This window comes from Rasiella sp. SM2506 (genome assembly GCF_050859505.1).
GTDB lineage: Bacteria > Bacteroidota > Bacteroidia > Flavobacteriales > Flavobacteriaceae > Marinirhabdus.
In genome coordinates this window covers 374,798-387,484 of the sequence record NZ_CP193934.1, presented here as the reverse complement: position 1 = coordinate 387,484, position 12,687 = coordinate 374,798, and the positions used below count along the sequence as shown (strand labels likewise).

Genomic DNA, 12,687 nt, shown 5'->3' with positions numbered 1-12,687 from the left:
AGCACAAAATACCGGAGCAAAAGCTCGGGTATTTTTGTTTTGAGGTAATCTTGCCGGTTTTCCTGAAACATACTCGTAACTTTGCAGTCTTTACCAGCAGATGAACCTAATTGTAGACGTAGGAAATACCCGTATTAAACTAGCAATCTTTGAGCATTCGAAGTTGGTGCATCTTGTGGTCACGACTAACGATGAGGTTATTTCCAATATAAAAACCCTCTTTCAAGAATTTCCGAAACTAGAAAAAGCAATTGTATCATCGGTTGGAAATTTCCCTGGTGCTGCGTTGCAATTACTTCAAAATAAGCTGGAAGTACTTCAACTCACAAAAGACACGCTGGTTCCATTTATAAACACATATGGAACGCCAAAAACATTGGGAGTAGATCGCATTGCTCTGGTGAGTGCAGCGGCAGTTCAGTTTCCAGATAGTAACGTTCTTGTTGTGGATGCAGGAAGTTGTATTACGTACGATTTTTTAACTTCAGAAAACAAGTACTTAGGGGGTAGTATTTCTCCCGGAATACATATGCGCTACAAAGCCTTGCATACGTTTACTGCAAATTTACCGTTATTGTCACCAACACTACCCACCAACACTATTGGTGACACTACTGAGAACTCCATACACAGCGGCATTTGTTTAGGTGTTGTGAACGAAATTGACGGGTTTTTAGATTTTTATCGTGAGAAATATCCCGATTTTACCATTATTTTAACAGGAGGTGATGCTCAATTGTTGCGAGATAGCCTAAAAAATAGCATCTTTGCCATCCCTAATTTTTTATTAGAGGGCTTGGGTCACATTTTAGAACATAACACATAGGAATGTTAAAGAAATTTTTTGTAGTATTTTTACTCCTTGCAATAGGAGTTTCTCAAGCCCAAGAAGGGACAACGTCTCCCTATTCATTCTACGGAATTGGAACCCTCAAGTTTAAAGGGACGGCAGAAAACAGGGCGATGTCCGGAATTAGCGTGTATACAGATAGTATTCACGTAAGCCTTCAGAATCCAGCTGGGGTGGCAGATTTAAAGTTAGTTAACTTTGCAGTTGGTGCTAGTCACAAGTTTGTAACCCTACAAACTGATGCAGAAAAACAACAAGCCACCACTACTTCGTTAGATTATCTTGCTATAGGTTTGCCTATTGGCGAAAAGTTTGGAGCCAGTTTTGGTTTAATACCGTATACAGCTGTTGGGTATCAATTAGAAGGTCAAAATTCTCTTGGAACCACTCAGTATGAAGGTTCTGGTGGCTTAAATAAAGCCTTTGTAACCCTTGCGTATAAGATCTCAGATGGATTAAGTGTGGGGATCGATGGTAATTATAATTTCGGAAATATAGAAAACGTTGCGACCAGTCGTCAGGATGGAGTTCAATATGCCACTCGTGAGGAAAACCGAAGTGATTTATTGGGTTTCAGTTTTAATGTTGGTTTGTCTTACAAAAGAATGTTGAATGATAAGTTGAGGTTATACAGTTCTCTAACCTACACTCCTGAGACTAATTTTACATCAGAAAATAGTAGAACCATATCTACATTGCTGGAAATAGACAGTGGTGCCGAAGCCGGTATAGATGTAAGAGAAATTCTGGTAGACGATACAGATTTTACATTTCCTTCGCAATGGACGCTTGGTGCAGGGATTGGTCAAAACAAAAAATGGTTTATTGGGGGAGAATATACAGATCAGAAAACGAGTAATTTTACCAATCGTACCTTCGAAATAGAAAATGTATCTTTTAAAGATGCTAGTAAATATCGTGTGGGAGGTTTTTATATTCCTAACTATAATTCTATTGGTAATTACTGGCAACGTGTTGTTTACAGAGGTGGATTTAGGTTTGAAGAAACCGGGATAAACGTGAATGGGCAAGACATTAACGAGTTTGGCATATCTTTTGGAGTAGGATTACCAGTAGGGAGATTGTTCTCTAATGTTAACCTCGGTTTTGAAATTGGTACGCGTGGAACAAAAGACTTTGGTTTAGTACAAGAAAACTTCTTCAATACATTTTTAAGTTTGTCATTAAATGACAAATGGTTTGAAAAACGATATTTTGAATAACACTTATATAAACACTAACACTATGAAAACGAAAGCGATTTTACTTGCAGCAATATTGTTTGTTGCCTTTGGGGGCAAATCTTTCGCACAAGACGAATGTCACACCTTAGGTTCTTTATTTACAGAGCCAGCCAAAGCAGGAAATTATCAAGGTGCATTACAACATTATAAGCCACTAGTAGATAAATGTCCAAGTTGGAGTATGGCAACATACCAATATGGAGCAAAAATGTTTGAGGATTTTATCGAAAAAGGAGATAAAAGCAAAATAACAGATTTAGAACAAAATCTGGCTATGCGAATGAAGTATTATGCTGCCAAAACCCAAATGGGTCGTGAGATGGCAAACATCGCTCAGGTAAAGTATGATGCAAGTATTGGCACAAAGAAAGAGCAGTTTGACGCTTTTGACGCGGCTTTTAAGAAAGATGAAGAAAGTTTTACAAGTCCTAAAAGTTTATACACCTATTTCTCTCTTGCAGTAGATTTAGAAGAAGAAGGAGTAATGGATGTTCAAGACGTATTTAATCTATACGATACCATTATCGATAAGTTGGAAAGAGAAGAGATAGACCTTTCTGGGAAACTAATGAAATTAGTGGATAAGGAAGATGCCGGTACAACTCTAACTTCTAAAGAAAAAAAGTACTTAGGTAATTATGAAACTAATTTAAGTGCCTACGGAAAAGTAAAAGGAAGTGTAAACGGTAAATTGGGTAATCTTGCTAATTGCGAAAATCTTATTCCTCTATATGAGAAGCTTTTTGAAGAAAATAAGAATGACGTAAACTGGTTAAAGAGTGCTGCTACTAAATTGAACGATAAAGAATGTGAAACACCATTGTTTGGTCAATTAGTACAACAGTGGTACACGTTGGAACCATCTGCAAGTGTTGCTTTTTTCTTAGGTAAATTAGCTGAAGAAAAAGGAAATATGAAAGAGGCAACAGACTATTATAACCAAGCTGCCGAGTTGAACCCTAAGCCTAAAGATAAAGCAAAAGCTTACTTTAGTCTAGGAGAAACAAACCGTAAAAAAGGAAGCCTAAGTACTGCAAGAAATTATTATAACAAGGCATTGGAAGAAAATCCATCATTAGGTATTGCGTATTTGAGAATCGCAAAAATGTATGCAGATAGTGCAAATAATTGTGGAACTACAGCCTTCGAAAAAAGAGCAATCTATTGGAAAGCTGCTGAAATGGCAGATAGAGCTGCAAGAGTAGATGGTAGTATTGCTGGTACAGCAAACGCTACTGCTAGTTCTTACAGAGGATATGCGCCAAGCAAGACAGAAATATTTAGCGCTTCAATGGCTGGAAAAACAATTACCTTTAGCTGTTGGGTTGGTGGTAGTGTAAAAGTTCCTAACTTATAAGAATGATTAATTTACCTTATATTATTAAAGGCGTGATGGCAATTTTATTCGTCATCACGCTTTTTTCATGTGAAGGTAATTATAGTAATGTTCAGAAATTACAACAAGCAGATAACTTACCTCTTGGAGAAGGCAAGGGTGTAAATATGAAATATACAGATTCTGGCGTTGTGGTTGCAAACCTTAAAGCACCAGTTTTTTTAGATTTTTCCAATAAAGAGTTTCCGTATAAAGAGTTCCCCGAGGGTGTGGAACTTTATTTTTGGAAAGAAGGAAAATTAAATACCGTATTTTCAGACTATGCTATTCAATATGATAAAACCTCTTTGATAGACCTTAGAGAAAATGTAATCGTGGTGACAAGTGATAGTGTTGTCCTTAGAGCAGAACAATTGTATTGGGATCAAGGGAAAGAGTGGGTTTTTACAGACCAGCCTTATCAAATTCAATTAAAAGATGGCTCTGTAAACAATGGGGCAAGCTTCGACTCTAATCAAGATTTCACTACCTTTATCTCTCGTAACAATCAAGGTACGCAACTTATTGACAAAACTAAATTAGAAGATGACCAATAAAATATACCAGCTTTTCGAATATGTATATCTTGCCATGGCAGCATTTGCTATTTATTTAGTAATTACTGAATGGGATAATGACAGAGATAGAGCCTATTTGTTTTTGTTTTTTTCTGTGGTAGCAATTTTTATGTTTTTTTTCAAAAGAAGATTCAGAAAGAATATTGAAAAAAGGAGACGAGGGGAGGATTAGCCTCCGATACATCCCGATAAAAAGTTTTTAAACTTTTATCTGGACACTCAGGCACCTTTGTTTATTAGAATTAATTAACTATAACCAGCTCCTTACCTTGCAAAGGAAAGGTGGTTCAGCTTTGCTGAATCGGAAGGGTAAACCCATAGCGGAGTGCTCTATCCAGCGAATCATATTTTAAATCACAAACCTCGTTGGACTACACCATCATCATTATTGTTTTGTCATTATTATTCTCGGCATTCTTTTCGGGAATGGAGATTGCATATGTTTCTTCCAATAAAATACATATTGAAATTGAAAAGAAACAAAACGATTTTCTGGCCAAAGTACTCCAGAAAATTACGGCCAGACCTTCCAAGTTTATAGCTACAATGCTTGTGGGTAATAATATTGCCTTGGTTATCTATGGGTTTTTTATGGGTGACTTGTTAATGCAATACGTACCCATAGAGGGGGCTGTTGGATTGTTGGTACAAACACTTATCTCCACATTAGTTATTTTGCTTACGGCAGAATTTTTACCAAAAGTATTCTTTCAGATTTATGCCAATAGCCTCGTAAAGATTTTTGCGGTACCGGCTTATTTTTTTTATATGTTCTTTTCGGTAATTTCAGAGTTTATTATCTGGATTTCAGATCTGGTATTAAAACATCTTTTTAAAACCGAAGGAGACTCCGTACAACTCACCTTCAGTAAAATTGAATTAGGGAATTACATTAGCGAACAGATGGAAACTGTGGAACTGCGAGATGAAATGGATAGTGAAATACAGATTTTTCAGAATGCGCTGGACTTTTCAGAAATAAAAGCGCGCGAAGTCATGATTCCAAGAACCGAGGTAATTGCTACAGATATTTCTACCACACCCAAGGAGCTTTCAAAAAAATTCACCGAAACAGGACTCTCAAAAATTATTGTATACAGAGAAAACATTGATGATGTTATGGGGTATGTACACTCTTTTGAGTTGTTCAAAAAACCACCAACATTAAAAAAGATGTTGATGCCTGTAATTTTTGTTCCAGAAACGATGCTTGCAAAAGATGTATTAAATATTCTCACTAGAAAGCATCGAAGTATGGCGGTGGTGATAGACGAATATGGTGGTACCTCTGGAATTATTACTGTAGAAGATATTATCGAAGAGCTTTTTGGCGAGATAGAAGATGAACACGACAGCGCAGGACTTACCGAGGAAGCCCTGGGAGAAAATCATTATAAATTTTCTGCTAGACACGAAGTAGATTACCTAAACGAAGTGTATAAACTGGATCTTCCAGTAAGTGATAGTTATGAAACCCTGGGCGGTATGATAGTGCACGTAACCGAAGAAATTCCTCAACAAGGTGAAGTTCACGAAATAGAAGAATACCAAATTACTATTCTAGAAGTTTCCAATACCAAAATCGAATTGGTAGAATTAAAGCAGATCGTAGAATCTTAAAATTTCTTGATATCGCTTTTTCAAGGTGTTACTGCTAAAAAAACTATTGTAAAATCTAACAATTTTTTTAGGGAAAACGTTTTCATTAATGGTGGGAAAATGGTATTTTCGCCCACTAGTTAAAAATTGAATTAATACCTTCTCGCTACAATGGCAAAGGTTAAACTAACTTAATAAGATGGCAGTTTTAAATAAAATTAGACAACGTTCGGTTTTCTTGATCATTATCATTGCGTTGGCATTGTTCTCATTTGTATTGGCAGATGTTTTACGTAATGGCGGTTTGTCTTCAGATAAATCACAATCTACCGTAGCGACAGTAAATGGAGTAGATCTAGATCGCACCACTTTTATGACCAAGGTAGAAAACATGCGTCGTAATTTAGGTCCTAATGCTCCTGCGGGTCAAGCAGTAAATGCTGTGTATGAGCAAGAAGTAAAGCGAGTTTTACTGGAAGAGCAATATGAAGAATTAGGATTGACGGTTCAAGAGGACCAGTTAAACGATGCTTTAAGTACCAATCTTGCAGGAAATGAAACGTTTCAAGACGAAGCGGGTCGTTTTAGCCAAGCTAAGTTAGATGAGTATGTCGCGAGTATTCGTACCAACCAGCAAGCGTCTCAGCAATGGGATGACTTTGTAGACAATACAAAAATGACCATCTTAGAAAACACTTATTTTACTATGGTTAAAGGAGGGTTAACTTCTACATTGGCTGAAGGTGAGCAAGCCTATAAATTTGAAAACGATAAAGCGAACTTAGAGTTTGCATTTATACCTTTCACTAAAATTCCAGATGAGGAAGTTCCTGTTACCGATGGTGAAATTGAAGCTTATATCAAGGATAATAAGAAAGAGTTCGAAATAGAGCCACAAGTAGATATTCAATATGTGACAATTTCTGAAAAAGCTTCACAAGAAGACATAGATGAAGCTAAAACTTCAATAGAAAACTTATTAAAAGACACAGCTGAATACAATGACGTGTCAAAATTAACAGATACTATTAGAGGTTTTGCAAATACAACAGATGTGGAAACATTTGTAAACTCTAATTCTGAAACACCATATCAAGATCGGTGGATGTACAATAAAGAATTGCCAGTGACTATTAGGGATACTGTATTTAATATGAGTACAGGGACTATTTATGGCCCTTATCAAGTAGATAATACTTTTAACTTAAGTAAAGTTGTGGCCACACGCCAAATGCCAGATTCTTCTAAAGTACGTCACATACTTATTCCAATAGGACTTAGTCCAACCGATAGTATTACAAGAACTAAGGAGCAGGCAAAAACAACAGCAGATAGCTTGTTAACAGTTTTAAAAGCAAACAAAACTAAGTTTCCTGCTATGGTGAAGCAATTTACATCAGACGTAGCAAGTATAGAGAAAGATGGAGTGTATGATTTCTTCCCTTATAATCAAATGGTTCCTGCTTTTAGAGATTTTTCTTTCGAGAAAAATGTGGGCGATATGGGTGTGGTTGAAACAAGATTTGGATACCACTTAATAGAAGTGCTAGGTCATAAAAATTCTCAAAAAGTTGTAAAAGTAGCTACCATTACCAGAGAAATTGAAGCCAGTGAGAAAACATTAAACAATGTGTTTAGCGAAGCTACCAATTTTGAGTTAGATGCTCAGAAAGGTGATTTTGCCGAAACGGCCACAGCGGCTTCATTGCCTTTAAAACCTGTAAATAAAATAGGAATGCTAGATGCTACAATTCCGGGAGTTGGTAACAATAGAGATATTGTGAAATGGGCTTTTGAAGAAGAAACTAATGTTGGAGATATCAAGCGTTTTAGTACCGCAAGCGGATACGTAATAGCACAGTTAACACGTAAGAGTCCAAAAGGATTAATGAGTATTGCTGAAGCCTCTTCAAGAGTGAGTCCAATACTAAAGAACAAGAAAAAAGCAGCCAAAATTAAAGAAAGCATAACAGCAACTACATTGCAGGAAGTAGCAAACAGCCAGGGTGTATCTGTACAAACTGCCACTGCTGTTACTATGGCAAGCCCTACATTGGCTGGTGCAGGTAATGAGCCCGTAGTAGTGGGAACTGCTTTTGGTAAAAAGCCAGGGGAGGAAACAGGCCTTATTGTTGGTGAAAATGGAGTATACAAGGTAAGAGTACTTGCTTTTAATCCTGCACCATCACTAGATAACTATGCTTCTTTCGCAAACCAATTAACGGCTAAGGCAACTCCTGCTGTAAATGGAAAAATTTATACAGCGTTAAAAGAAGCTGCTGAAATTGAAGACAATAGAGCTAATTTCTTCTAATAGAAACTAGTCATACCATACTGAAAAAAGCTCCGTTTATCGGGGCTTTTTTTATAGCATCATTTCGCTGAATGGAATAATAGTTTCGTATCCTTTTTTGCTGAAATAAGACATGTCTTCAAGCGTTCCCGTCGCTATTATAAAATCGCCACCCCAAGCACCAAGACTTTTTACACTCCTGTTGAAATCTGAAAATAGGGTTGCTTTCACTGTTGGCAAGCCTATTATGTTTGAAATAGTCTCCTCGTGTGCATTTAGAATCGCTTCAAAATCTGAAAGCGTGTAACAAAGCAATAATTTTTTAGATAAGTCGGTAATTTTTTCGACCTCTTTGATTGTGGCAGGTTGTTTTTTGTAGTGTGAAATACCTTCTTTACTATTTTGTTTTTGGTTTAAATAGACAAAGAATAATGAATCTGTAAAATCCCAAGGCAGTTTAATTTCTTGAATTTGTGATAATTCATTTTTTTTAGAATAAAAAATTGGGGTGTTGTGCTGCGCTGCGGCTATATCGTAACCACTACCGCCAAAGGAGTTCTTAAGTAATAAAAAAGCATCCACCTGTGCCCATTGCGCTATATTATTTATGAGGGTAGAAGAGGTGCCAAGCCCCCAGTTCTTAGGGAAGTTTAATTCCGTTAGTACTTGAAGCCCCATTGAATTCGATAAAAAATCGGGCTGTAATCTTCGGGTTTCTTTTAGAATACGGGATAATGTTTGAGCGGTTGTAAGATTATCGCATCCCAATATTTCAAATGTTTTTAGTGAAAATTCTGCGCTAAACCAACAGTTGCCCTCTACGTCAAAACTGCTCCAGAGCAATTCATTTTCTTCTCGGGGAAGTACGGTAAGTGATTGTCCTTTTTTAGTAGGTATTGCCAAGGCCGTAGCACCATCCAGAACTACGTATTCTCCGGTGAGTAATAATTTTCCGTTGCTATAAAAAGACTTTTCCAATTAATAATTCAATTTAAAGTATGCATGTTATCCTGAGTGATTATACGACGCAGGAGTAAAATGGTATCGAAAGGCTCCTTAGCTCCTCAAGTCCTCAACAAAACGCTCCACAGCACTATGAGAAACCGAATTTTCTTTAAAATAGATACGTGCTTTTTCTTTCTCCGCTGATGAGGCGCCCAACTGATTTAAAATATTCATCAAATGCATTTTCATATGCCCTTTTTGAATTCCAACCGTTACTAGCGATTTTATAGCGGCAAAATTTTGCGCCAGACCTGCTACCGCAACTTGTTGCATTAACTCGCGCGCACTGGGATTTTGTAATAATTGTAAGGCAAATCTAGCCAATGGATGCAAGGATGTAAGTCCGCCAACGGTGCCCAGCGCTAGTGGTAGTTCAATCCAAAATCTAAAAACACCATCTTCTATGGTAGCGTGTGTCAAACTTCCGTAATAGCCGTTTTTTGCTGCGTAGGCGTGTACGCCAGCTTCCACCGCACGAAAGTCGTTTCCTGTAGCTAAAACAACCGCATCTATGCCATTCATAATCCCTTTGTTATGGGTTACGGCGCGGCGTGTCTCGGACTTAGCGATATTAATGGCGCGTACAAAATTTTTGGCAAAGGTTTCTCCCAAAATATGCTCTTGCGCTAAATCTTCCACTTTGCAATGTACTTCGGCACGAACGAGGCATTCAGGAACGTAATTAGAGAGAATGCTCATGACCACTTTTGGTTTTTCAAGACCGAAAGTTTTATAATTTTGAGATTCAATGGTAAACGTTGTGGCTAGTTGCTCCAAACAAGTATTAATAAAGTTGGCACCCATCGCGTCCAACGTTTCAAAGGTGCAATGCAACTGGTAATACCCTTCCAGCGTTGCGGAAGCATCTAATAACTCGATATCCAGCAAACCGCCACCTCGCTTTTTCATATTTTTCTGAAGCGTATCAAGGCTGGCGATGAGTTTTAGTTTTGTTGCTTCAAAAAATTCAACTAAAATGTTAGCATCACCGTAAAAATCTATGTGTACTTGTCCGTTTTTCACTGTTGAAATCACTTCCGCAGTAAACCCGCCACGTTCCAACCAAAATTTGGCAGCATTGCTTGCCGCTGCAACTACCGAACTTTCTTCAGTCACCATGGGAAGTGTATACAATTGTCCGTTTATTAAAAAGTTAGGGGCAATTCCAAACGGAAGATAATAATTGGTGATGGCGTTTTCTATAAAATCGTCGTGCAGTTGTTGTAATGAGACGTCGCTAGTGTAGTATTGCTGAATGATTTCTTTCACGCTACTAGCGCTGTTAAAATAAGTAGCAAGGAGCCATTCAATTTTTTGTTCTTTAGATTTTTTTGAAAAACCAGAAACGGGTTGTCGCATGGGTTGAAGTGTTGAAAAAGCAAAGATAAGATTTCAGAAATTGAAAATTTCCAGAATAAATTCATATTTCAGCAAAGTGAAATAGTTTATTCATGATTTCAGCAAGTCTTAGAACGGCTATTTAACAAGAAAAATCACGGAAATTTCACTAAATTTTAGTAACATTGGCATAACAAAATTTTAACACTTTGAAACTACTTCCTCGAAATTCCCTACTCGTATTATTTATTTTGGCCATTTCGGTCGCAACAGCACAAAAAAAAGAGATAACCTTAGAAGATATATGGGGTAGCACATTCCGCACAGAGCGACTCGATGCCCTTCGTTCTTTAGAAAATGGTAAAGAATATGCAGTGCTTAATTACAGTAGGCAAACAAGTTCTTCTACGGTAGATGTGTACGATTATAAAAGTGGAAAAAAAGTAAATACCTTGGTCGATAGTAATGATCTTCCTGGAATTACTTTTATAATATCTTACGAATTGAGTGAAGATGAGTCCAAGCTCTTATTGGCTACGCAGCTCAAGCAAATTTATAGAAGATCTTCTTTGGGAACATATTATGTATACGATATAAAGACAAAACAACTCGACTTGGTATCCACCAAGCAAATTCAGGAGCCAACCTTCAATAGTGACGCAACCAAAGTTGCTTTTGGTCACAATAACAATTTATACATAAAGGATTTACAGTCTGGTGAAGAGACGCAAGTTACCACAGATGGAAAAATAAACAGTATCATTAACGGAATTACAGACTGGGTCTACGAAGAAGAATTTGCATTTGTTCGTGCGTTTGACTGGAACAAAGACGGTACTAAAGTAGCATATATTAAATTTGACGAAACCAATGTCCCTCGTTTTTCAATGGATGTATTTGGAACAGATTTGTATCCAAGTCAGCAAGTTTTTAAATATCCAAAAGCGGGTGACCCAAATGCTAAAGTGTCCCTTCATTTGTATGATGTGGACACCAAGAAAACCAGCGATGTAAATCTTTCAAACTACGACAGCTATTACATACCTCGTATTAAATGGACTAATGACGCAGATGTCTTAAGTGTACAGTTAACAAACCGAAAGCAGAACGAAGTAAACTTAATTTTCGTGGATGCCAAAATGAATGCAACCTCGCTTATTCTGAAAGAAAAGGATAACGCGTATGTTGATATTACAGACAATCTTACCTTTTTGAACAATAACAGTTTTATCTGGACAAGTGAAAAAGATGGCTGGAACCACATTTACCAGTACGATAAAACTGGGAAACTTATAAATCAAATCACCAAAGGAGATTGGGAAGTAACAAATTACTATGGGTTCGACCAGAAGACAGGTCGTGTTTATTATCAAAGTACAGAAAACGGAAGTATAAACCGTGATGTATATTCTGTTTTAAAAAGTGGAGAAAATAAAGCGCGATTAACCTTACAAACTGGAACAAACAGTGCAGATTTTAGTTCGGATTTTACTTATTTCATTAATACATTTCACGATACTGAAACTCCCTATGTATTTACATTAAACAAAGCCATTGACGGAAAGTTAATTCGGGAGATAAAAAATAATGAAGAGTTAAAAAATCAAATAGCGCAATATAACACGTCTCCAAAGGAATTCAGTACTATTAAAGTGAATGGTGAAGAGTTGAATATGTACATTATTAAGCCTTCCAATTTTGATGAAACAAAGGAGTATCCTTTATTTATGTACCAATATTCTGGACCAGGCTCACAAAACGTAAAAAATAGCTGGGGCGGATCAAACGATTACTGGCACCAAATGCTGGTACAGCAAGGATACGTGGTAGCTTGTGTAGATGGGCGTGGTACGGGTTTAAAAGGAAGAGATTTCAAAAAAGTAACCCAAAATGAATTGGGTAAATTTGAAGTAGAAGACCAAATAAGTGCTGCCAAAGAACTTGGAAAGTTACCGTATATCGATGCCTCTCGTATTGGAATCTGGGGGTGGAGCTACGGAGGATTTATGTCCAGTAACTGTTTGTTCCAGGGAGCCGATACATTTTCTATGGCGATTGCAGTAGCCCCTGTTACCAGCTGGCGATTTTATGACACTATTTATACCGAACGTTATATGACTACTCCGCAAGATAATGCATCGGGATATGATACGAATTCTCCTATTAATCATGTAGATAAGCTGGAAGGGAAATTTTTATTGGTTCACGGTAGTGCAGACGACAATGTACACGTGCAAAACACGATGCGCTTGGTAGAAGCTTTGGTGCAAGCCAACAAACAATTCGACTGGCGTATTTATCCAGACAAAAATCACGGGATTTATGGAGGTAACACACGATTACATCTCTATACCTTAATGACCGATTTTATTAAAAACAATCTATAATTCAATAAATAAATTAAC

Annotated in this window: 10 protein-coding genes; 8 read left to right on the top strand and 2 right to left on the bottom strand. The window is 37.2% G+C overall.

Annotated features, from left to right (window positions below; all coding sequences use genetic code 11):
* Positions 1–100: 100 nt before the first annotated feature.
* From ACQ2HF_RS01850 to ACQ2HF_RS01820, 7 genes are all read left to right on the top strand, one after another.
* Positions 101–826: a type III pantothenate kinase gene (locus ACQ2HF_RS01850; RefSeq protein WP_432411814.1), complete on the top strand. Its 726-nt coding sequence runs from the start codon at positions 101–103 to the stop codon at positions 824–826.
* A gap of 2 nt (positions 827–828) precedes the next feature.
* Complete coding sequence (locus ACQ2HF_RS01845) at positions 829–2,073, top strand: OmpP1/FadL family transporter (RefSeq protein ID WP_432411813.1); 1,245 nt, start codon at positions 829–831, stop codon at positions 2,071–2,073.
* Positions 2,074–2,095: 22 nt separating this feature from the next.
* A complete protein-coding gene (locus ACQ2HF_RS01840; protein WP_432411812.1) occupies positions 2,096–3,451 on the top strand; it encodes a tetratricopeptide repeat protein in 1,356 nt (451 codons plus the stop codon).
* Between the two features lie 2 nt (positions 3,452–3,453).
* Entirely contained in the window at positions 3,454–4,026 is a 573-nt protein-coding gene (gene lptC, locus ACQ2HF_RS01835) for an LPS export ABC transporter periplasmic protein LptC (RefSeq protein ID WP_432411811.1), read from the top strand.
* The gene (locus ACQ2HF_RS01830; protein ID WP_432411810.1) at positions 4,016–4,219 is read left to right on the top strand and encodes a hypothetical protein; all 204 of its coding nucleotides are present in this window, start codon (positions 4,016–4,018) and stop codon (positions 4,217–4,219) included. The genes lptC and ACQ2HF_RS01830 overlap by 11 nt, the downstream gene beginning before the upstream one ends.
* A 194-nt stretch (positions 4,220–4,413) precedes the next feature.
* Entirely contained in the window at positions 4,414–5,667 is a 1,254-nt protein-coding gene (locus ACQ2HF_RS01825; protein ID WP_432411809.1) for a hemolysin family protein, read from the top strand.
* A gap of 178 nt (positions 5,668–5,845) precedes the next feature.
* Positions 5,846–7,960: a SurA N-terminal domain-containing protein gene (locus ACQ2HF_RS01820; protein WP_432411808.1), complete on the top strand. Its 2,115-nt coding sequence runs from the start codon at positions 5,846–5,848 to the stop codon at positions 7,958–7,960.
* A gap of 51 nt (positions 7,961–8,011) precedes the next feature.
* On the opposite strand, the gene ACQ2HF_RS01815 is transcribed toward ACQ2HF_RS01820, so the two are convergent.
* Both ACQ2HF_RS01815 and ACQ2HF_RS01810 read right to left on the bottom strand, forming a co-directional pair.
* Complete coding sequence (locus ACQ2HF_RS01815; protein ID WP_432411807.1) at positions 8,012–8,917, bottom strand: GYDIA family GHMP kinase; 906 nt, start codon at positions 8,915–8,917, stop codon at positions 8,012–8,014.
* A 78-nt stretch (positions 8,918–8,995) separates the two neighbouring features.
* Complete coding sequence (locus ACQ2HF_RS01810) at positions 8,996–10,303, bottom strand: hydroxymethylglutaryl-CoA reductase, degradative (RefSeq protein ID WP_432411806.1); 1,308 nt, start codon at positions 10,301–10,303, stop codon at positions 8,996–8,998.
* Positions 10,304–10,491: 188 nt separating this feature from the next.
* Between ACQ2HF_RS01810 and ACQ2HF_RS01805 the strand changes: the two genes are divergently transcribed.
* Positions 10,492–12,669, top strand: a complete 2,178-nt coding sequence (locus ACQ2HF_RS01805; RefSeq protein WP_432411805.1) for a S9 family peptidase — start codon at positions 10,492–10,494, stop codon at positions 12,667–12,669.
* Positions 12,670–12,687: the final 18 nt, after the last annotated feature.